The organism is Agromyces sp. NPDC058136, from assembly GCF_042884375.1.
GTDB lineage: Bacteria > Actinomycetota > Actinomycetes > Actinomycetales > Microbacteriaceae > Agromyces.
Map to the genome: position 1 here is coordinate 193,490 of NZ_JBHVUA010000007.1, position 20,527 is coordinate 214,016.

The 20,527-nt window shown below is 70.4% G+C and carries 20 protein-coding genes and 1 other RNA gene; 11 read left to right on the forward strand and 10 right to left on the reverse strand.

The window, feature by feature from the left end:
- Positions 1-42: 42 nt before the first annotated feature.
- Complete coding sequence (gene sucB / locus ACFVTX_RS17895; RefSeq protein ID WP_386902528.1) at positions 43-1,512, forward strand: 2-oxoglutarate dehydrogenase, E2 component, dihydrolipoamide succinyltransferase; 1,470 nt, start codon at positions 43-45, stop codon at positions 1,510-1,512.
- On the opposite strand, the gene ACFVTX_RS17900 is transcribed toward sucB, so the two are convergent.
- Positions 1,509-3,170, reverse strand: a complete 1,662-nt coding sequence (locus tag ACFVTX_RS17900) for a hypothetical protein (RefSeq protein WP_386902530.1) — start codon at positions 3,168-3,170, stop codon at positions 1,509-1,511. The genes sucB and ACFVTX_RS17900 overlap by 4 nt on opposite strands.
- Before the next feature lie 108 nt (positions 3,171-3,278).
- Here ACFVTX_RS17900 and lipB point away from each other — a divergent pair, with 108 nt between their 5' ends.
- The 3 genes from lipB (at position 3,279) to ACFVTX_RS17915 (ending at position 5,711) form a co-directional block, all read left to right on the forward strand.
- On the forward strand, positions 3,279-3,920 hold the full coding sequence (lipB, locus tag ACFVTX_RS17905) for a lipoyl(octanoyl) transferase LipB (protein WP_386902532.1): 642 nt from the start codon (positions 3,279-3,281) through the stop codon (positions 3,918-3,920).
- A complete protein-coding gene (gene lipA / locus ACFVTX_RS17910; RefSeq protein WP_386902534.1) occupies positions 3,917-4,906 on the forward strand; it encodes a lipoyl synthase in 990 nt (329 codons plus the stop codon). The genes lipB and lipA overlap by 4 nt, the downstream gene beginning before the upstream one ends.
- Positions 4,907-4,997: 91 nt before the next feature.
- Positions 4,998-5,711, forward strand: a complete 714-nt coding sequence (locus ACFVTX_RS17915; RefSeq protein WP_386902536.1) for a DUF4191 domain-containing protein — start codon at positions 4,998-5,000, stop codon at positions 5,709-5,711.
- Positions 5,712-5,866: 155 nt separating this feature from the next.
- Here ACFVTX_RS17915 and ACFVTX_RS17920 read toward each other — a convergent pair whose 3' ends face one another.
- Positions 5,867-6,301 (reverse strand): RDD family protein, encoded by a 435-nt coding sequence (locus ACFVTX_RS17920; protein WP_386902538.1) that lies wholly within the window; start codon positions 6,299-6,301, stop codon positions 5,867-5,869.
- 137 nt (positions 6,302-6,438) lie between these two features.
- Between ACFVTX_RS17920 and glnA the strand changes: the two genes are divergently transcribed.
- Positions 6,439-7,863 (forward strand): type I glutamate--ammonia ligase, encoded by a 1,425-nt coding sequence (glnA, locus tag ACFVTX_RS17925; RefSeq protein WP_386902540.1) that lies wholly within the window; start codon positions 6,439-6,441, stop codon positions 7,861-7,863.
- 174 nt (positions 7,864-8,037) lie between these two features.
- On the opposite strand, the gene ACFVTX_RS17930 is transcribed toward glnA, so the two are convergent.
- Positions 8,038-11,052, reverse strand: a complete 3,015-nt coding sequence (locus ACFVTX_RS17930) for a bifunctional [glutamine synthetase] adenylyltransferase/[glutamine synthetase]-adenylyl-L-tyrosine phosphorylase (RefSeq protein ID WP_386902542.1) — start codon at positions 11,050-11,052, stop codon at positions 8,038-8,040.
- Positions 11,053-11,056: 4 nt separating this feature from the next.
- Positions 11,057-12,412: a glutamine synthetase family protein gene (locus ACFVTX_RS17935; protein WP_386902544.1), complete on the reverse strand. Its 1,356-nt coding sequence runs from the start codon at positions 12,410-12,412 to the stop codon at positions 11,057-11,059.
- 100 nt (positions 12,413-12,512) lie between these two features.
- Between ACFVTX_RS17935 and panB the strand changes: the two genes are divergently transcribed.
- Positions 12,513-13,394 (forward strand): 3-methyl-2-oxobutanoate hydroxymethyltransferase, encoded by an 882-nt coding sequence (gene panB, locus ACFVTX_RS17940; RefSeq protein WP_386902546.1) that lies wholly within the window; start codon positions 12,513-12,515, stop codon positions 13,392-13,394.
- Positions 13,395-13,398: 4 nt separating this feature from the next.
- Here panB and ACFVTX_RS17945 read toward each other — a convergent pair whose 3' ends face one another.
- Complete coding sequence (locus tag ACFVTX_RS17945; protein ID WP_386902548.1) at positions 13,399-13,584, reverse strand: SPOR domain-containing protein; 186 nt, start codon at positions 13,582-13,584, stop codon at positions 13,399-13,401.
- A gap of 11 nt (positions 13,585-13,595) precedes the next feature.
- Here ACFVTX_RS17945 and map point away from each other — a divergent pair, with 11 nt between their 5' ends.
- Together map and ppgK are read left to right on the forward strand one after the other, a co-directional pair.
- The gene (gene map / locus ACFVTX_RS17950; protein WP_386902550.1) at positions 13,596-14,468 is read left to right on the forward strand and encodes a type I methionyl aminopeptidase; all 873 of its coding nucleotides are present in this window, start codon (positions 13,596-13,598) and stop codon (positions 14,466-14,468) included.
- A gap of 43 nt (positions 14,469-14,511) precedes the next feature.
- Positions 14,512-15,264: a polyphosphate--glucose phosphotransferase gene (gene ppgK / locus ACFVTX_RS17955; protein ID WP_386902552.1), complete on the forward strand. Its 753-nt coding sequence runs from the start codon at positions 14,512-14,514 to the stop codon at positions 15,262-15,264.
- Between the two features lie 25 nt (positions 15,265-15,289).
- Here ppgK and rnpB read toward each other — a convergent pair.
- The 4 genes from rnpB to ACFVTX_RS17975 all read right to left on the reverse strand — a co-directional run bounded on the left by rnpB (position 15,290) and on the right by ACFVTX_RS17975 (position 17,698).
- Positions 15,290-15,667: RNase P RNA component class A (rnpB, locus tag ACFVTX_RS17960), an RNA gene on the reverse strand.
- 20 nt (positions 15,668-15,687) lie between these two features.
- Positions 15,688-16,425, reverse strand: coding sequence for a zinc ribbon domain-containing protein (locus ACFVTX_RS17965; protein WP_386902554.1), 738 nt, complete (start codon positions 16,423-16,425; stop codon positions 15,688-15,690).
- A gap of 37 nt (positions 16,426-16,462) precedes the next feature.
- The gene (locus tag ACFVTX_RS17970; protein ID WP_386902556.1) at positions 16,463-17,281 is read right to left on the reverse strand and encodes a Nif3-like dinuclear metal center hexameric protein; all 819 of its coding nucleotides are present in this window, start codon (positions 17,279-17,281) and stop codon (positions 16,463-16,465) included.
- A gap of 27 nt (positions 17,282-17,308) precedes the next feature.
- Positions 17,309-17,698: a DUF1304 domain-containing protein gene (locus ACFVTX_RS17975; protein WP_386902558.1), complete on the reverse strand. Its 390-nt coding sequence runs from the start codon at positions 17,696-17,698 to the stop codon at positions 17,309-17,311.
- A gap of 104 nt (positions 17,699-17,802) precedes the next feature.
- Here ACFVTX_RS17975 and ACFVTX_RS17980 point away from each other — a divergent pair, with 104 nt between their 5' ends.
- The 3 genes from ACFVTX_RS17980 to sph all read left to right on the forward strand — a co-directional run bounded on the left by ACFVTX_RS17980 (position 17,803) and on the right by sph (position 20,088).
- Positions 17,803-18,390 (forward strand): TetR/AcrR family transcriptional regulator, encoded by a 588-nt coding sequence (locus tag ACFVTX_RS17980; protein WP_386902560.1) that lies wholly within the window; start codon positions 17,803-17,805, stop codon positions 18,388-18,390.
- 65 nt (positions 18,391-18,455) lie between these two features.
- Positions 18,456-18,905, forward strand: a complete 450-nt coding sequence (locus tag ACFVTX_RS17985) for a GNAT family N-acetyltransferase (protein ID WP_386902562.1) — start codon at positions 18,456-18,458, stop codon at positions 18,903-18,905.
- 205 nt (positions 18,906-19,110) lie between these two features.
- On the forward strand, positions 19,111-20,088 hold the full coding sequence (gene sph / locus ACFVTX_RS17990; protein WP_386902564.1) for a sphingomyelin phosphodiesterase: 978 nt from the start codon (positions 19,111-19,113) through the stop codon (positions 20,086-20,088).
- Between the two features lie 104 nt (positions 20,089-20,192).
- Here sph and ACFVTX_RS17995 read toward each other — a convergent pair whose 3' ends face one another.
- On the reverse strand, positions 20,193-20,456 hold the full coding sequence (locus ACFVTX_RS17995; protein WP_386902566.1) for a hypothetical protein: 264 nt from the start codon (positions 20,454-20,456) through the stop codon (positions 20,193-20,195).
- Positions 20,457-20,527 lie beyond the last annotated feature (71 nt).

Here is a 20,527-nt window from a genome sequence, read left to right on the forward strand (position 1 = left end):
ATAAGCTAGAAAGCGTTCCCACGCTGTGAAGGAGACAAGCGCATGAGCGAATCCGTCAGCCTCCCGGCACTCGGTGAGAGTGTCACTGAAGGCACGGTCACCCGCTGGCTGAAGAATGTCGGCGACCGTGTCGAGGTGGACGAGCCGCTGCTCGAGGTCTCGACCGACAAGGTCGACACCGAGATCCCGTCGCCCGTCGCGGGTGTCATCGAGGCGATCCTCGTCCAGGAGGACGAGACCGTCGAGGTCGGCACCGCGCTCGTGACCATCGGCGACGGCTCCGGCGCCGCGGCCCCCGAGGCCGCTGCACCCGCACCCGCCGAGGCGCCCGCCGCTCCGGCCGAGCCCGTCGCGGCACCGCCCGCACCCGAGCCCGTCGCTGCTCCCGAGCCCGTCGCACCGGCCGCTCCGGCCGCCGCGCCCGAGCCCGTTGCGGCCCCTGAGCCCGTCGCCCCCGCCGCTCCGGCCGCAGCTCCTGCTGCACCCGTGGCCGCGCCCGCTCCGGTCGCCGCACCCGAGCCCGTCGCGCCGGCCGCGCCGGCCGCACCGGCTCCTGCAGCCGCACCCGCTGCTCCGGCTCCGGCTCCGGCCACCGGTGGCGCGCACGCTGGCCCTTCGGGCTACGTCACGCCGATCGTGCGCAAGCTCGCGAACGAGCAGGGTGTCGACCTCGCGAGCGTGACCGGCACAGGTGTCGGCGGCCGCATCCGCAAGCAGGACGTCATCTCGGCCCAGGCTGCCCCGGCGGCCGCTGCCGCCGCGGCTCCGGTCGCGCGTCAGCCGCTCGAGACCTCGCCGCTGCGCGGCACCACCGTCCCGATGACGCGCCTGCGCAAGGTCGTCGCGGAGCGCGCGGTCGTCTCGATGACCTCGACGGCTCAGCTCACCACGGTGGTCGAGGTCGACGTGACCCGCGTTGCGCGTCTGCGCGACCGCGTCAAGGGCGACTTCCTCGCGAAGACGGGCAACAAGCTCTCCTTCCTGCCGTTCTTCGCGCTGGCCGCGGCCGAGGCGCTGCGCGCCTACCCGATCATCAACTCGACCGTCGACGGCGACAGCATCGTCTACCCGGCGCAGGAGAACATGAGCATCGCGGTCGACACCGAGCGCGGCCTGCTGACGCCGGTCATCCGCAACGCGGGTGAGCTCGACATCGCCGGCCTCGCCGCGCAGATCGCCGACCTCGCCGACCGCACCCGCAACAACCAGCTGAAGCCCGACGAGCTCGCCGGCGGTACCTTCACGCTGACGAACACGGGTTCGCGCGGTGCGCTGTTCGACACGCCCGTCGTGTTCCTGCCGCAGTCGGCGATCCTCGGCACGGGTGTCGTCGTGAAGCGTCCGGTCGTCATCTCGCAGGACGGCGCCGACGCGATCGCCGTGCGCTCGATGGTGTACCTCGCACTGTCGTACGACCACCGCATCATCGACGGCGCCGACGCCGCGCGCTTCCTCACGGCGATCAAGGATCGCCTCGAGGAGGGCGCGTTCGACGCCGACCTCGGCATCTAGTCGAACAGCTCTCGAAGACGCCAACCGGCCTCGCTCCTCATCACGAGGAGCGAGGCCGGTTCGCTTTCCGGCGCGGTGCGCGGCACCGCCATGAGCACGGCATCGCCCATCTCGGCGGTGACCGTGATCGCATCGAGCACGTACTCCCCCGGTTCGATCGCGACACCCTCGCGTGCACCGGCGAGGAGGGCGAGGTCGGCGCGCTCGATCGCCGAGCCGGGCTGATCGACCTGCTCGAGGCAGCCGGCGTCGAGCGCGGCGAGGCACGCGTCCCGGAGTTCGAGGAGCGCGGTGGAGGCGCCGACCGGGTCTGCGACGGTCGTCGCCGAAGCATCCTCGGGCGACGGTGCTGCGCTCGTCGCCGTCCCGGGCGCGTTCGGGGAGCCGTGGGCACCGCCCTCGAGCTCTGCACCGCCCGCCTGCACCGAATCGCCCGAAGCCGGGGCCGCCTGCGGGTCGGCGGGCGGCACGAGCGTCAACATGAGCACGAGCGCGGCGCCACCGATCAGTGCGGCGACGAGCACGGCCCGACGTCGCGCGACGAGTGCGCGCCGCACCCGACCGAGCAGTGACACGGCGGGGTCGACGTCGGCGAGCTCCGCACCGTGTTCGACGGCCTCCGACGGGAACTGCGCGAGCGACGCGAGCGTCCCGAGGAGCCCACGGCGAGGCGGCGCAGCCGTCGTCGGATCGTGCAGGACGCCGCCGTGCTCGGTCAGCGCCACGACCCCGGGGCCGAACCCCACGGTGGCGTCGCCGCACACCTCGCCGCTCGAGCCGTCGCCGACGGCGAGACGTGCGGGAATCGGGCCGGGCGCACTCGGCGCGCGGAGCCCGCGGACGGCGATCGCGGCCGCCGACTCGAACAAGGCGCGCTCGAGGAGGGCTTCGCTGCGCACGAACGGCCGTGCCGCGGCCGCCCCCGTGATCAGGGCGACCGCCCGATCGAGGCTCCCGTGAGGGCGGGTCGCCGCTGCGACCCCGGCGACGAGCTCGGCGAGTGCGACGTGGCCCGCGCGGAGCAGCTCGGTGCGTTCGATCGCGCTCGGCACCTCGTCGAGTCGGCGGATCGCACCGAGTCCGATGAGCCTCGGTCGGCCCACGCCGTCGATCAGCACGTCGTTGGGCGCGAGGCGAGTGTGCACGAACCCGGCTTCGGCGAGGTTCGCGACGGCGACGGCGATGGGGGCGAGCAGCGTGACCGCCTCCCCCGGCTCGAGCGCACGTTCGGTGAGCAGCCTGGCGAGCGTCGGGCCGCCGATGCGTTCGACGGCGAGCACGCAGCGGCCGTCGCCGAGCGCGGTGACATCGTGGAGCGCAGGCAGCGTGCCCGTGGCATCCGCCGTCATCGCCGAGATCTCTGCGGCGATGCGCGCGTCGTCGCCGCCGGCTTCGTAGATGCGCAGCGCCACGACCGACCGCGGCGACGCCGGGTCGCTCGCATGCGCGCCGCTCGCGAGGTACACCGAGGCACGATCGCCGGAAGCGATCCGTCGGAGCAGTCGATAACCCGAGACGAGCGCACGGTCGCCCGCGTCGCCCTCGTGCGTCGCACCCGCTCCGGCCGCTGCGCCACCGGCACCGGCGCCACCGGGTTCTGTCGCGGCGGGAATCTGCGCAGCATCGGGCGTGCGTCGGCCTCGCGAGTGACGTCTCATGCCGCCACTCTCCCGCCGACACGACGCCCCCGCGGCCGTCGGAGGGAGAACTGGCCCGAGGCCGCCAACGCTGCCGACTGTGGAGGACGAGTCGCCTAGACTGGCCGAATGCTCGACATCGTCGACACGGGGCTAAGCGCCAACTCCGTGCCGTACATCGAAGGCCTCGACCTTCAGCGCGCCGTCCATCGCGCGGTCGTCGCGGGCGAACGCCCCGACACCGTCCTCCTTCTGGAGCACCCCTCCGTCTACACCGCCGGGAAGCGAACCGCTCCCGACGAACGACCCGATGACGGAACACCCGTCATCGACGTCGATCGAGGCGGCAAGATCACCTGGCACGGCCCCGGGCAGCTCGTCGGCTACCCGATCGTGCGTCTCGCCGAGCCGATCGACGTGGTCGACTACGTGCGCCGTCTCGAGGGCGTGCTCATCGACGTCGTCGCCGGCCTCGGTATCGACGGTCGCCGGGTCGACGGACGCTCGGGCGTCTGGGTCGGCCCCGAAGGCCGTGAGAACAAGATCGCCGCGATCGGCATCCGCGTCGCCGACGGCGTCACGATGCACGGCTTCGCCCTCAACTGCTCGAACTCGCTCGAGCCGTACGAGAAGATCGTCGCCTGCGGCATCCGCGACGCCGGCGTCACGACGATCTCGCGCGAGCTCGGTCGAACCGTCACGCCGTCCGACGTCGCCGACGCGGTCAGCGATCGGCTCCGCCGCGAGCTCGAGGGGGCGTTGGTCGCGTGAGCACCGCACCCGAGGGGCGCAAGATGCTGCGCCTCGAAGTCCGCAATGCCCAGACGCCGATCGAACGCAAGCCCGAATGGATCAAGACCCGGGCGAAGATGGGGCCCGAGTACCGTGCGCTGCAGTCGCTCGTGAAGAGCGAAGACCTGCACACGGTCTGCCAGGAGGCCGGCTGCCCGAACATCTACGAGTGCTGGGAGGATCGCGAGGCGACCTTCCTCATCGGCGGTTCGCAATGCACGCGACGCTGCGACTTCTGCCAGATCGACACCGGCAAGCCGGCCGACTTCGACGCCGACGAGCCGCGCCGCGTGGGCGAGTCGGTCGTGCGCATGCAGCTGCGCTACTCGACCGTGACCGGCGTCGCCCGCGACGACCTGGCCGACGGCGGTGCGTGGCTCTACGCCGAGACGATCCGCGAGATCCACCGCCAGTCGCCCGGCACCGGAGTCGAGATCCTCGTCCCCGACTTCAACGGCATCCCCGAGCTGCTGCAGCAGGTCTTCGACGCACGGCCCGAGGTGTTCGCGCACAACGTCGAGACGGTGCCGCGCATCTTCAAGCGCATCCGCCCGGCGTTCCGCTACGAGCGATCGCTCGACGTGATCACCCAGGGTCGCGATGCGGGGCTCATCACGAAGTCGAACCTCATCCTCGGCATGGGAGAGGAGCGTGCGGAGGTCTCGCAGGCGCTCCGCGACCTGCACGAGGCGGGCACCGACATCATCACCGTGACGCAGTACCTGCGCCCGAGCCCGCGCCACCTGCCGGTCGCGCGCTGGGTTCGCCCCGAGGAGTTCCTCGAGATCAAGGCGGAGGCCGAGGAGATCGGCTTCCTCGGGGTCCTCGCCGGTCCGCTCGTGCGGTCCTCGTACCGCGCCGGCCGCCTGTGGGCGCAGTCGATGCAGGCGAAGGGTCGCGAACTCCCGGCCGAGCTCTCCCACCTCGCCGACACCTCGCTCGGTTTCGCGCAGGCGGTCGGCTGAGGCATCCGCCCTGCCGAGTCCATCCCGGCTGCTCGGATCGCGACGTCCCACGCGGTCCGAGCAGCCCCTCACCGCCGGTATCCTAGGAACCATGGCACGCACCAAGGACGCATCGAAGGCTCAGAAGGAGCCCGGCCGCCTCAAGCAGATGTGGCAGGTCTTCCAGATGACCCGCCGCTACGACTCGACCGCGCAGTGGCTGATGCTCCTGGCCTTCCTCGGGCCGATCATCGTCGGTCTCGCGCTCGCCCTGTGGCTGAGCGAGGGCAACGGGTTCACGATCGCGCTCTGGATCATCGCGGGTGTGCTCGCCGGTCTCCTGCTCGCGCTCCTGGTGCTCGGCCGTCGCGCCGAGCGCGCCGCCTACTCGCAGATCGACGGCCAGCCCGGTGCGGTCGGTGCGGTGCTCCGCAGCGGCCTGCGCGGCAGCTGGGTCGGCAACGAGATGCCCGTCGCCGTCAACGGCAAGACGCAGGACGCCGTGTACCGTGCCGTCGGCCGCGGCGGCGTCGCCCTGATCAGCGAAGGCCCGATCTCGCGCACGCAGCGCATGCTCGACGACGAGCAGCGCAAGGTCGCCCGCGTTCTCCCGAACGTGCCGATCACGCTCATCTCGGTCGGTCACGACGAGGGCTCGGTCGAGCTCTACCGACTCCCCGCAACCCTCCGCAAGACGAAGAAGGCCCTCACGAAGCCCGAGGTGCTGGCCGTCTCGAACCGCCTCAACTCCCTGCAGTCGGCCCTGCCGATCCCGAAGGGCATCGACCCGATGAAGGCTCGGCCGCAGCGCGGCAAGATGCGCTGAGCGCGCCCCCTCCGCACACGACGCCACGCGGCATCCGTCTCGATCGACGGGTGCCGCGTTCGTCGTTCAGGGCGAGGACGAGGCGAGGGGTCGGGGCGAAGCCTCCGAACGGATGCCTCGACGGCGACCCGCTCGTGCGGATGCCGCGCCGGCGGCTAGGAGCGGATGAGCACCGTGCGGGCGACCTTGTCGTGGAAGCCGCGCTGGTCCGAGTCCCACACGAGCGCGGGGATCACGAGCAGCAGCAGGCCCGTGCGCACGATCGGGCGGACGAAGCCGACCCAGCCGCCCTCGACGGCGACGACGTGCATGCCGAACAGGCGGTGACCGAGGCTGCCGCCGATCGTCGGGATGAACACGATCTGCAGCACCGCGAAGACGAGCGGCGTCACCCAGGTGTACGCGACCGACTCGTAGGGGGTGACGAGCAGCGAGAGCAGCATCGCGCTGCCCCAGTCGACCATCAGGGCGAGGATCCGTCGGCCCGCTCGGGCGACCGAACCGCGCCCCTGTTCGGGGAGCCCGAGTCGTTCGCCGGGCCACCGGCTGGGTTCGAGATCTCCGAATGTCTGAGGTTTCGCGTCGGGCACCGAATGATTCTACCGAAGCCCGAGTCGCGTAACATGGCCGAAACATTCCGGTCATGGTCGGGAAACGGCGCGCGGATAGCGTCACTCGTGGCTGTGCAAGACCGTTCCGCTACCCGCCCCCTTGGAGACGCCGAAACATGTTCACTGATTCGTCCGAAGTGCTCAAGTTCATCAAGGAGACGGATGTCAAGTTCCTCGACATCCGCTTCACCGACCTTCCGGGTGTGCAGCAGCACTTCAACATCCCGGCCTCCACGGTCGACGAGGAGTTCTTCACGGTCGGTCAGCTCTTCGACGGCTCCTCGATCCGCGGCTTCGCGAACATCCACGAGTCGGACATGCAGCTCATCCCCGATGTGACGACCGCGTACGTCGACCAGTTCCGCGCCGAGCGCACGCTCGTCATGGTCTTCGACATCTACAACCCGCGCAACGGCGAGATCTACTCGAAGGACCCGCGTCAGGTCGCCAAGAAGGCCGAGAAGTACCTCGCCTCGACCGGCATCGCCGACACCGCGTACTTCGCCCCCGAGGCCGAGTTCTACATCTTCGACGACGTCCGCTACGAGGTGAACCAGCACTCGAGCTTCTACTCGGTCGACTCCGAAGAGGGCGCCTGGAACAGCGGCCGCAAGGAGGAGGGCGGAAACCTCGCCAACAAGACCCCCTTCAAGGGCGGCTACTTCCCGGTCAGCCCGGTCGACAAGACGGCAGACCTGCGCGACGACATCTCGCTGAAGCTCATCGAGGCGGGCTTCCACCTCGAGCGTTCGCACCACGAGGTCGGCACCGGCGGACAGCAGGAGATCAACTACCGCTTCGACACCATGGTGCACGCGGCCGACGACATCCTGAAGTTCAAGTACATCGTGAAGAACACCGCCGACCTGTGGGGCAAGACGGCGACCTTCATGCCGAAGCCGCTCTTCGGCGACAACGGCTCGGGCATGCACACCCACCAGTCGCTCTGGAACGACGGCAAGCCGCTGTTCTACGACGAGGCCGGCTACGGCGGGCTCTCCGACCTCGCCCGCTGGTACATCGGCGGCCTGCTGAAGCACGCTCCGGCCGTGCTCGCCTTCACCAACCCGAGCGTCAACTCGTTCCGCCGCCTCGTCCCCGGCTTCGAGGCTCCCGTCAACCTGGTGTACTCGGCCGGCAACCGCTCGGCGTGCATCCGCATCCCGATCACCGGCACCAACCCGAAGGCCAAGCGCATCGAGTTCCGCGTGCCCGACGGCGCGTCGAACCCGTACCTCGCCTTCGCCGCCCAGCTCATGGCCGGCCTCGACGGCATCAAGAACCGCATCGAGCCGCACGAGCCCGTCGACAAGGACCTCTACGAGCTCCCGCCCGAGGAGGCGAAGGCCATCCCGCAGCTGCCGGGTTCGCTCGGCGAGGCGCTCGACGCGCTCGAGGCCGACCACGACTTCCTCCTCGAGGGCGGCGTGTTCACCAAGGAGCTCATCGAGACCTGGATCGACTACAAGCGCGAGAAGGAGCTGAAGCCCCTCGCTCAGCGCCCGCACCCGTTCGAGTTCGAGCTCTACTACGGCGTCTGATCCACCCGCAGCCCCCTGCTGCTCACCGAAAGGCCGTCCCGCGCACGCGGGGCGGCCTTTCGGCCGTCACGGGCACGGCGGGCGAGCTCGCGTTCGGCGCGGCCGTCACGTCGACGGCGGTGCGGATGCCACGCGGCCGGCCACGTGGCATCCGCACCGCCGAACGGGCCGTCGTCAGATCGTCGGTTCGCGCTTCGGCTCGAGCCCGTAGAACCCGCGCTCGAACACCGCCCGAGCCCGGCGGGTGAGTTGCAGGTAGTCGTGCTCGAGCGCGGTCGCCGAGCCGGCCGGGTAGCCCATGATGCGGGCCACGCCTTCGAGCTGGGAGCGTTCGACGGGCAGAACGTCGGTCGTGCGGTCGAGCCAGAGCGTGAGCGCCGATCGGGCGCGCGACGAGAACACCCATGCAGCGCGAAGCGTCTCGGCGTCGGGCGGGGTGATGAGCTCGGCCTCCGTCGCCGCTTCGAGGGCACCGAGCGTCGACGTGGTGCGGAGCGCCGGGATCTCGGCGCCGTGCTGCAGCTGGACGAGCTGCACGAACCATTCGACGTCGGAGATCGATCCGCGGCCGAGCTTCAGGTGACGGGTCGGGTCGGCACCCTGCGGGAGCCGCTCGTTCTCGACGCGAGCCTTGATGCGTTTGACCTCTCGCACCGCCTGCTCGGTGATCTCCTGGGGGTATCGCACGGTGTCGGCGAGTGCCGTGAAGTCGTCGATGAGCGCACGGTCGCCGGCGACGCCGCGGGCGCGCAGGAGCGCCTGCGCCTCCCAGGTGAGCGACCAGCGCGAGTAGTAGGCGCGATAGGCGTCGAGCGAGCGGGCCACGACGCCGTTGCGCCCCTCGGGGCGGAGGTCGGCGTCGAGCTCGAACGGCAGGCGGGCGTCTTCGGAGAGGCGCACGAGTTCGCTCACGATGCGCAGCGCCCGGGAGTGGGCGGCATCGGCCTCGGCGCCCTGCATGCGGTACACGTAGATGATGTCGGCGTCGGAGCCGATGCCGAGCTCCCGCCCGCCGAAGCGGCCCATGCCGATCACCGCGAACTCGATGCCGTCGGGCTCCTCGCCGCGGATCGCCGCGACGAGCGCGGCGATGTGGTTCTCGGTCAGGTCGCTGAGGCCGTGCCCGAGCTCCTCGACGGTGCACACGTCGAGGATGCCGGCGAGGGCGAGGCGCAGCATCTCGCGTCGCCGCATGGCGCGGAAGATCTTCGCCGCGTCGTCGGCATCGCCGTGACGGCGGAGGACGGCACGGGTCTCGTCCTGGAGGGCGCCGAGCGATCGCGGGCGCAGTTCGTCGAGGTCCTCGAGCCAGGCGACCGCCTCGGGTGCGCGCTCGAGGAGGTGGGCGGCGTACCGCGATCCCGACAGCACACGGGTGAGGCGCATCGCCGCGTCGGACGAATCGCGGAGGAGCCGCAGGTACCAGTGCGTCGTGCCGAGCGTGTCGCTCAGTCGGCGGAACGACAGCAGCCCGAAGTCGGGGTCGGTGCCCTCGGCGAACCAGGAGATGAGCACCGGCATGAGGTGCCGCTGGATCGTCGCGCGACGCGAGAGCCCGCTCGTGAGCGCCGCGATGTGCGCGAGCGCCCCCTTCGGATCGCGGAAGCCGATGGCCGCGAGGCGGGCCTCGGCCTGCGCGCTCGTGAGTTCGAGACCGGACGCCGGGAGCGCTGCGACCGCGGAGAGCAGCGGCCGGTAGAAGAGGCGTTGGTGCAGGCCGCGCACGCGCTGACGCGTCGACTGCCAGACCCGGGTCAGCTCGGCGGCGTCGCGACCCAGCCCCGAGGCGCGCGCGAGCACCCGCAGCCGGTCGGCGTCGCGGGGCATGAGGTGGGTTCGCCGCAGGCGTTCGAGCTGCAAACGGTGCTCGAGCACCCGCAGTACCCGGTAGTCGCGCGAGAACTCCCCCGCCTCCTCGCGCCCGACGTAGCCGGCGTCGGCCAGCGCGGTGAGGGCGAGCAGCGTGCCGCCCTGCCGGATCGAGTCGTCGCTCGCGCCGTGCACGAGCTGCAGCAGCTGCACCGTGAACTCGATGTCGCGGAGGCCGCCGGGGCCGAGCTTCAACTGCACGTCGACCTCGTCGGCGGGGATGTGCTCGGTGACGCGCTCGCGCATGCGCTGCACGGACTCGACGAAGCCTTCGCGGCTCGAGCTCGACCAGACCATCGGCGCGACGCCGGCGGTGTAGCGACCGCCGAGTTCGAGGTCGCCCGCGAGCGGGCGCGCCTTCAGCAGCGCCTGGAACTCCCAGCTCTTCGCCCAGCGCTCGTAGTACTGCAGGTGCGAGTCGAGGGTGCGGACGAGCGCGCCGTCCTTGCCCTCGGGGCGCAGGTTCGGGTCGACCTCCCACAGCGGCGGCTCGATGCCGGGCTCGCCGATGAGACGCATCGCGATGACCGCGAGGCGCGTCGCGATCTCGAGCGCCCGCGGCGTCGAGACGACCTCTTCGTCGGCAGACTCCGCCACGAAGATCACGTCGACGTCGCTCACGTAGTTGAGCTCTCGTGCGCCGGCCTTGCCCATGCCGATGACGGCGAGGCGGGTCGCCGCGACCTCCGCGGCGGGGTACCTGCCGGGTGCGGCGGGTTGCCCCTCGCCACGTGCGACGAGACGACGCGCGCCTGCGATGGCCGCGTCGAGGGCTGCGCCGGCGAGATCGGCGAGCCCCGCGGCGACGACGTCGACGACGTCGACCGCGCTGTGCCGCGTGACATCGTAGACCGCGATCCCGGTGAGCAGCCGGCGGTAGCGTGCGCGGACGAGGGCGGCCACGGCCTCGGAGTCGGCGGCGGCCGAGTCGGGCAGATCGTCGACCGCGGCGAGGAGGAGCGCTCGGCCCTCGCCCGCCGACGGCGGCGGAACCGGGACGGCGCGCAGCAGCGCGAGGTCGGCGGGGTGGCGGCTCAGGAAGTCGGCGAGCCCGCGCGAGACCCCGACGAGGCGTGCGAGCCGCTCGGCGGCCGCGGGTTCGGCGAGCACGGCGACGACCTCGGCCGGAGCCCGATCGTGCAGCCGTCGCAGCTCGACGAGTGCCGCATCGGGGTCGGCCGCGGTCGCGAGCGCCTCGAGCAACGACTCGACCTCGACCCCGGTCGCCTCGGCGAGCTCGGCGAGACCGGCCGACGCCCGGTCGAGTTCATCGAAGCCCGCCCGCGCGAGCCGACCGAGCGTCGGAGCCTGTCGAGACACGCGGTCAGAGGATCTCGAGGTTGCGCTGCAGCTCGAACGGCGTCACCTGCGAGCGGTAGTCGCGCCACTCGGCCCGCTTGTTCGCGAGCACGTAGTTGTAGACCTGCTCGCCGAGCGTCTCGGCGACGAGCTCTGAGCCCTCCATCTGCTCGATCGCGTGATCGAGGCTCGCCGGCAGCGGGTTGTACCCGAGGGCACGACGCTCCCGGTCGGTGAGCGCCCAGACGTCGTCTTCCGCCTCGGGCGGCAGCTCGTACCCCTGCTCGATGCCCTTCATGCCCGCCGCGAGCAGCAGCGAGAAGGCGAGGTAGGGGTTCGCCGCCGAGTCGATGGCGCGGTACTCGACGCGTGCGCTCTGGCCCTTGTTGGGCTTGTACAAGGGCACGCGCACGAGCGCCGACCTGTTGTTGTGGCCCCAGCAGATGTAGCTCGGCGCCTCGGCCAGACCCGAATCGCCGACGCTGCCCCAGAGGCGCTTGTACGAGTTCACGAACTGGTTGGTGACGGCGGTGATCTCCGGCGCGTGCCGGAGCAGCCCGGCGATGAACTGCCGGCCGATCTTGGAGAGCTGGTACTGCGCGCCCGGCTCGTAGAACGCATTGGCATCGCCCTCGAAGAGCGACAGGTGGGTGTGCATGCCGGAGCCGGGCTGGTCGGCGAGCGGCTTGGGCATGAACGTCGCGTAGACACCCTGCTCGATCGCGACCTCCTTGATGACGGTGCGGAACGTCATGATGTTGTCGGCCGTCGTCAGGGCGTCGGCGTAGCGCAGGTCGATCTCGTTCTGACCCGGTCCGGCCTCGTGATGGCTGAACTCGACCGAGATGCCCAGATCTTCGAGCATGCGCACCGAACGCCGACGGAAGTCGTGGGCGGTGCCTCCCGGCACGTTGTCGAAGTACCCGGCGGAATCGACGGGCTCGGGGCCGTTGGGGCCGTACTTCGACGACTTGAGCAGGTAGAACTCGATCTCGGGGTGCGTGTAGAACGTGAACCCGCGATCAGCCGCGCGCTCGAGCGTGCGCTTCAGCACGTTGCGCGGGTCGGAGACCGCCGGCTCCCCGTCGGGGGTCGTGATGTCGCAGAACATGCGCCCGGTGGGGTCGACGTCGCCGCGCCAGGGCAGCGTCTGGAAGGTCGACGGGTCGGGGTAGGCGAGCAGGTCGGACTCGAAGGTGCGGCTGAGGCCCTCGATCGCGGAGCCGTCGAAGCCGATGCCCTCGGTGAACGCGCCCTCGACCTCGGCCGGCGCGATCGCGACCGACTTCAGGGTGCCGACGACGTCGGTGAACCAGAGCCTGACGAACTTGACCCCTCGCTCCTCGATCGTGCGAAGAACGAAGTCGCGCTGCTTATCCATCCACACCCTCTCTCGCACCCTCCAGCGTACTGGCTCGCGCGGGCCTCACCGCGACGTTCGCGGGCCGGATGCCACGGCGCCGATGTGCGAGGATGGCGACATGTCAGGCGAGCCGCAGAACGCTGCATCCGACCACCAGCCCGTTGAGCAGAACCCCTACGGCGCCGCTCCCGTGGCGGGGGCGCCGAAGCGGGTGCGTACGCGCCACTTCCAGAACGCGAAGCGCGACGGCATCAAGATCACCGGGCTGACGAGCTACGACCAGCTCACGGCGCGCATCTTCGACGAGGCCGGCATCGACTTCCTGCTCGTGGGCGACTCGGCCGGCAACAACGTGCTCGGCTACGAGACGACGCTCCCGGTCACGGTCGACGACCTCATCCCGCTCACGCGGGCCGTGGCCGGCGCCGTGAAGCGGGCGTTCGTCATCGCCGACATGCCGTTCGGCTCGTACGAGAACGGCCCCGAAGAGGCGCTGCACACCGCCGTGCGGTTCATGAAGGAGACCGGTGCGCACGCCGTGAAGCTCGAGGGCGGTGAGCGCAGCCACAAGCAGATCCGCCGCATCGTCGGCGCCGGCATCCCCGTGATGGCGCACATCGGGTACACCCCGCAGAGCGAGCACGGGCTCGGCGGCCACGTCATCCAGGGCCGCGGCGAGGGCGTCGCGAAGCTCCTCGCCGACGCGAAGGCCGTGCAGGACGCCGGCGCGTTCGCCGTCGTCCTCGAGATGGTCCCGGCCGACGCCGCGCGTCAGGTGACCGAGCTCCTCGACATCCCGACGATCAGCGTCGGCGCGGGCCCCCACACCGACGGCCAGCTGCTCGTCTGGACGGACTGGGCCGGGCTCACGATCGGCCGCGTGCCGAAGTTCGTGAAGCAGTACGCCGACCTCTCGGGCATCCTCAGTCAGGCCGCGACGGCCTGGCGGGCCGATGTCGAGTCGGGCACCTACCCGAACGCCGAGCACTCGTACGAGTAGGGGCTCAGCTCTCTTCCGCCTCTTCCTCGGCCCACTTCGCACTGTTCGCGCGGAGGATCTCGAGCGCCCGCTCGGCTTCGGCGTGCGTCTCGAAGGGGCCCACCCGATCGACCGACGGAGAGACGAATCCCTGCTCGACCTCACCCGTCTTCAGGTTGTACCAGTACCGGTGCTCGATGTCCTCGGCCATAGGCTGATCCTATGCCCAAGGATGCCTCCGGCCACCTGATTCCCGGACGACTCTCCCCCGCGCGAACCGTACCCGCGTCGATCGCCCGCCCCGAGTACGTCGGCCGACGCGGCCCGGCGGCGAACCTCGACGGCGACCGCTACACGCCCGAGGAGGTCGAACGCATCCGCGCGGCCGGGCGTGTCGCGGCCGGCGCGATCGAGGCGGCCGCCGCCGCGATCCGCCCGGGTGTCACGACCGACGAACTCGACCGCATCGCCCACGAGTACGTCGTCGCGCACGGCGCCTACCCCTCGACGCTCGGCTACCGCGGCTACCCGAAGTCGAGCTGCACCTCGGTCAACGAGGTCATCTGCCACGGCATCCCCGACGACACCGTGCTCGCCGACGGCGACCTCGTGAACATCGACGTCACGGCGTACCTCGACGGCATGCACGGCGACCTCAACCACACCTTCCTCGTCGGCGACGCGGGCGGCGCCGACAGCGAGGCGGCCCTCCTCGTCGAGCGCACGCGCGAGGCGCTTGCGCGTGGCATCCGCGCCGTCGCCCCCGGCCGGCAGGTGAACGTCATCGGGCGCGCGATCGAGGCCTACGCGAAGCGCTTCGGCTACGGGGTCGTGCGCGACTACACGGGCCACGGGGTGGGGCGTGCATTCCACACGGGCCTCGTGATCCCCCACTTCGACGACCCGAACGCGACGACCGTCATCGAGCCGGGCATGGTGTTCACGATCGAGCCGATGCTCACCCTCGGCGGCATTGAGTGGGACGTCTGGGCCGACGACTGGACGGTCGTCACGCGCGACCGCTCGCTCACCGCGCAGTTCGAGCACACCCTCGTCGTCACCGAGCGCGGCACCGAGATCCTGACGCTGCCCTGAGCCGTCGGCATTCACGAAGCGACCGCCGGATAGGGTGATTCGCATGAGCACGCAACTCGCGATCGGCATCGACATCGGCGGCACGGGCATCAAGGGCGCGGTCGTCGACCTCGCGACCGGCGAGCTCGTGTCCGATCGCATCAAGGTGAAGACGCCCGAGGGCGGTCGCCCCGACGACATCCTCGCCGCGACCGACGAACTGCTCACCCAGCTCTCCGCGGACTTCGACGACTCGCTGCCCCTCGGCGTCTGCTTCCCCGCGATCGTGAAGCGCGGGCGCACGCTCTCGGCGGCGAACATCTCGCACGAGTGGATCGGCCTGCCCGCCGAAGAGCTGTTCGAGCAGACCTTCGGTCGCGAGATCCACTTCATCAACGACGCGGATGCCGCCGGCTACGCCGAATCGCGCTACGGCGCGGCGGTCGACGCCGACGGGCTCGTCATCCTCACGACGCTCGGCACCGGCATCGGTTCGGCGTTCCTCTACGACGGCGTGCTCGTGCCGAACACCGAGCTCGGGCACATCGAGCTCGACGGCATCGAGGCCGAGAAGCGCGCCGCGTACTCGGCGATGGAGCGCGACGGCCTCGACTGGGCGCAGTGGGCGGAGCGCCTGCAGCGGTTCTACGCGCACGTCGAGTTCATCTTCTCCCCCGACCTCTTCGTGGTCGGCGGCGGAGTCTCGAAGCACCACGAGCAGTTCCTGCCGCTGCTCGAGCTGAAGACGCCGATCGTCCCGGCCGTACACCGCAACAACGCGGGAATCCTGGGGGCGGCGTCGCTCGCGGCGAAGTAGCGCTTCGCCGCGAGGCGAGATGGTGCGAGTGGGCCGGCTGATACGCCGGGTTCTGTTCACCGGGCGCTTGCGCGACACCGGCTGGACGGCCATCTCTCTCGGGGGCACGTTGCCGTGACCCTCTAGCGGCCTACCCGGAGACGGGACGGGCAGCCCCATGGTCTCCTGTCTGGCCTTGCTCCGGACGAGGTTTACCGAGCCGATCGCGTCACCGCGACCGCTGGTGGGCTCTTACCCCACCGTTTCACCCTTACCCGGTGCTCGCGCACCGGGCGGTCTGTTTTCTGTGGCACTGTCTCGCGGGTCGCCCCGGGTGGGTGTTACCCACCGTCCTGCCCTGTGGAGCCCGGACGTTCCTCGGCGCGGAGCCGAAGCCCCGCGACGCGACCGTCTTGCCGACCCACTCGCCCCTGAAGTCTAGCGTCAGAGGCCCGACTCGTCGGTGCGCACGAGGATGCGGTCGCACTCGGGGCACTGGATCACGTCGTCGGGTGCCGAGCGTCGAACCTGCTCGAGGTCGGATCCGGTGAGGGTCATCGTGCAGCCGCCGCAGGTGCGCTGACGCAGCAGGGCCGCCCCGACACCGGCACCGCGCACGCGACGCTGCTCGTAGAAGGCGAGGAGCTCGGCGGGCACGCCCGCGGCGACGGTCTCGCGGTCGCGTTCGGTCTGCTCGCGCTCGACGGAGAGGGTGCCGGCCGCGGCGTCGCGCTCGGCCTCGAGCGCTTCGACCTCGGTGACGATCGCCGCACGCTGCAGGTCGATGCTCGAGACGGCGACCTCCGCCTCCTCGACGCGTTCCATGACGACGAGCTCCTGGTCTTCGAGGTCGGAGCGGCGCTTCGCGAGCGAGGCGAGCTCGGACTCGAGGGCCTGCACGTCCTTCACGGAGGAGGTGTGCTGGAGCCGGTCGCTGTCGCGGGCGATGCGCGCCTCGACGAGTGCGACATCGGACTCGAGGCGCGAGAGCTCGGCCTTCGCGTCTTCGAGGGTGCCGATCGCTTCGGCGCGGGTGCCGCGCACGGCCGTGTCGCGCTGCGCCAGCTCGGCGAGCGGAGCGGTCTGCGGCAGCGAGGAGAGGCGATGCGCGAGCTGCGCCACCCGGGTGTCGATCGACTGCAGGCGCAGCAGCTCTTGCTGCTCGGCGGGGCTTGCCTTCACGTGTTGCTCCTCGTGGGGGTCGGGGTGGAAGAAGTCATCATTGCACGACCTGGAAGTCCCAGGGGTCGGTGCGGATCTCGCTCACGGCCACCTCGACGCCCGGCAGCGCGGCGCGAAGTTCGGCGGCGGCGACGTCGAGCCAGAGCCACTCGCTCGCCCAGTGCGAGACGTCGACGAGGGCGGGGCCGCCGCCGAGGAGGGCCTGCTCGCGCGCCTCGGAGGCGGGGTGGTGCCGGAGGTCGGCGGTGACGTACGCGTCGGCGGCCCGGACGAGCGGGTGGGCGAGCAAGGAGTCGCCGGCGCCGCCGCACACGGCGACCGTCTCGACGGGGTCGTCGAAGCCGCCGGCGACGCGAACACCGGTCGCGGTCGCGGGCAGCAGCTCGGCAAGATCACGGGCGAGCCGCCCCAACGTGGTCGGCTCGGCGAGACGGCCCACCCGGCCGATGCCGGTCGCACCGTCGGCGGATGCCTCGATCGGCTGCGTCTCGACGAGCCCGAGCCGCTCGGCGAGCACCGCCGAGGTGCCCGTCGCGACGACGTCGGCGTTCGTGTGCGCCGCGAGCAGTGCGCAGTCGGCGCGGATCAGTCTCGCGAGGAGGGAGCCCTTGTAGCGGTCTTCTGCGACCGTCGTGATGCCGCGGAGCAGCAACGGGTGGTGAGCGATGAGGAGGTCGGCGCCCTGTTCGACCGCTTCGTCGACGGTCGCGGCGACCGCGTCGACGGTCAGCAGGATGCGCCGGACGGGCGCGCCCTGCGCGCCGGAGACGAGCCCCGAGGCATCCCATGCCTCTGCACCCGCCGCAGGCCAGAGTCGTTCGGTGACGGCGAGGACGTCGGCGAGTTGCTGGGGCACTCGCCCAGCCTACCGCCGGGTCGCTCGCTACAGGGCGAGGCCGATTGCGAGCACGAGGACGCCGAGCGCGGGGATGACCCCCTGCTTGAGCGCGGCGCCCGCCTTGTCGGGGCTCGACAGCAGCAGCACGAGGCTCGCGGCGACCATCGAGCCGGCACCGGTGAACACGAGCGTCGCGCCGATGACGGGCTCCCCCGTTGCGAAGAACACGATACCGATGGCGACCACGACGGCCAGGAAGAGGTTGTAGAACCCCTGATTGAACGCGAGCTCCTTCTGCACGGCGGCCTGCTCGACCGTGCCGGTGTCGAAGATGCTCCGGGCCCGCTTGCTCGTCCAGGCGATGGACTCGAGATAGAAGATGAAGACGTGCACGAGCGCCGCGATGCCGGCGAGCACGAGTCCCGCGATGACCATATGGGGAGTCCTTTCGAAGCGGCAGCGTGCCGACGATGATTACTGTACCGTTCGATCCAATATATACTGGACCGACCGGTACGCAAATCGAGATGGAGTCGCCGATGGGCCGCACGCAGACGTTCGACACGGGCGACGTCGTGCGCGCCGCACGCGCGGTGTTCTGGGAGCACGGATTCGAGAGTGCGGCGCTGCCCGAACTCGAGCGCGTGACGGGCCTCAGCCGATCGAGCATCTACCACGCGTTCGGCTCGAAGCGGGGCCTGTTCGACGCAGCCCTCGACAGCTACCTCGACGAGGTGATCCGCCCCCGGCTCGCGCCGCTGACCGTCGAATCCGTCGCCCCGACCGCACTCGAGGAGTACCTGACCGGCCTGCGCGGGGCGCTGACCCGGCACGGTACGCTGCTGGCATCGAGCGGCTGCCTCCTCGTCAACGCCTCCTCCTCCCCCATCGGGCACGACGACGCCGTCGCGCGCACGATCGCCTCCTACCGGGCGGAGCTCCGCGCGGCATTCGGCAACGGCGTACGAGCGCGCGTCGCCGCCGCGACGCCCGATGAGCAGCGGCTCCTCGCCGACATCTGCACGGGGCTCGTCGTCTCGGCCTTCGCGTCGGTGCGCGTCGACCCCGAGGCCGCGGTCGGATACCTCGACAACGCGATGGCCCTCATCGCCGCGCACTCCGCCTGAGACACGACTTCGACGGTGGAGCGCCGTACTCGCGATCGGGGCCGTGGATCCATAGGCTCGTACAAATGAGCGCTCCCGATCTCGTCGACACTTCCATGATCACCTTCTTGCTCGAGAATCGTCTGCCGACTCCGACCGAACATCGACGGCTCGCCGAGGCAGTGGGGTGGCACGAAGCGTTCGATTGGGCCACCATGCCCGGCTCATTGGCGGGGTCCACTCTCGGCGTCGTCGCGTCCGTCGGGTCTCGCGCAGTCGGCATGGTGCGAGTTGTCGGCGACGGCGTCAAGTACTTCTACATCCAGGATGTCGCCGTCGATCCGGAGTACCAGCGGGCCGGAATCGGCCGCGCCATGCTGCGGCGCACGCTCGATCTGATCGCCGACCGGGCACCGAGTCCCGCTTTCGTCGGGTTGTTCGCGACTGCGGATGGCGCGGCACTCTACGAGTCCTTCGGCTTCTCGCAGGGAGACATGACGGGGCTCGCCCTGATCGTCGCACCGACCTCCGAGTAGTCGAACGCGAGACGAAGTCGCGGCATCGACTCCACGAGATCTGCCATTGCCGTGACCAGGCGGCTCGATGCACGGAGTCGAGTAGTCCGATCCAGCGCGCGGCTACTGGCGCCGAGATGTCATCCGCTGTTCCCTCATCGGTCGTCTTCGCCTGCTTGCGTCGTCGGTGCGCCTGATCGGGCGCACCGAGACAGGAGGAACACCTATGCCACGTATCATCCGCAGTATCGGTCTGACCGCGACCGTCGCGGTCGCCGCTCTCGCCGTCACTTCGCTGGCAGTCGCGCCGGCGCAGGCATCCGAACCCGTGCCAGAGTCCATCTTCGAGTCGGCCGACGCGCCTGCGCTCAGCGTGCTCACGCACAACGTGATGATGCTGCCGCCGATTACCGGCTCGTTCGATAATGGCACGCGCGCGCGTTTGATCGCCGAGTCCGACTATGTTCGTGGCCACGACGTCGTGGTGTTCGAGGAGGCATTCGACAATGGGCCATCCGACCGGCTGAAGTCGGGGCTCGCGGCGCAGTACCCGTACCAGACTCCGGTCATGGGCCGCTCGAAGTCAGGCTGGGACCAGACGCTCGGCGACTACTCCTGGGCGACCCCCGAAGACGGCGGCGTGACGGTACTCAGCAAGTGGCCGATCACCCGCAAGGTGCAGTACGTCTACGACGACGCCTGCGGCGCCGACTGGTTCTCGAACAAGGGCTTCGTCTACGTGCGCCTCGATGTGGACGGGTCGCCCGTCCACGTGGTCGGCACGCACGGGCAGGCGGAGGACACCGGATGCGTCGATGCGGAGTCGGTGCGCGCGAGCCAGTTCGGTGAGCTCGACGCGTTCCTCGATGGCCTCGCCATCCCTTCGACGGAACCGGTCGTCGTGACCGGCGACCTGAACGTCATTCGCGAGTCTCCCGAGTATGCCCAGATGCTCGCGACCCTCGATGTCGTCGAGCCTGCCTACGCGGGGCCCCGTTACACGTTCGACCCCGCCACGAACTCGATGACCTCCACGAGGTACCCGGGGCACGCCCCCGAACATCTCGACTACGTCCTCTACCGCACCGGAAACCAGGGTGCGCCCTGGACGAACACGACGATCACGCCCGTCGCCCCGCCGAGCTCGTTCGGCGGCGTGACCCACAACGACTACGCAGACCACTACCCCGTCGTCGCCCGATGAGCTTCGGGGCGGGTGGGCGCAACCCACCCGCCCGCGAAGCTGATGATGGGGTGCTGAGCGAGGGCTTCATCGCGTAGCCGGGTCTTGGTCGCGGAGCCATGCGCCTAAGCGGCGCGGGCCGACTCGCCGAGGCCTCGGTAGAGCTCGGCGAGAAGCGCGTGCGCGACAGCGGCGCCGGTTCGGGTCAGCGCGGGCGCCGCGATGCTCCTCGCCCTCTCGTCCTGGCCCTCGGCATGGACGATCCAGGCTGATGCCACCCTGCGCAGGGGGTCCCACGGGATACCGTGATTGTCCGTCTTGCTCACGCCGTGGAGCAGCCCGGCGGCCGCGAAGTACTGATCTTCGCGATTCAGGGCGATGAGGTTCATCACGAAATACAGGCGTGCGAGGCTTCGCGAGAGCGTCGTCGTCGACGACGACGACGATGTCGAGTCGGGTG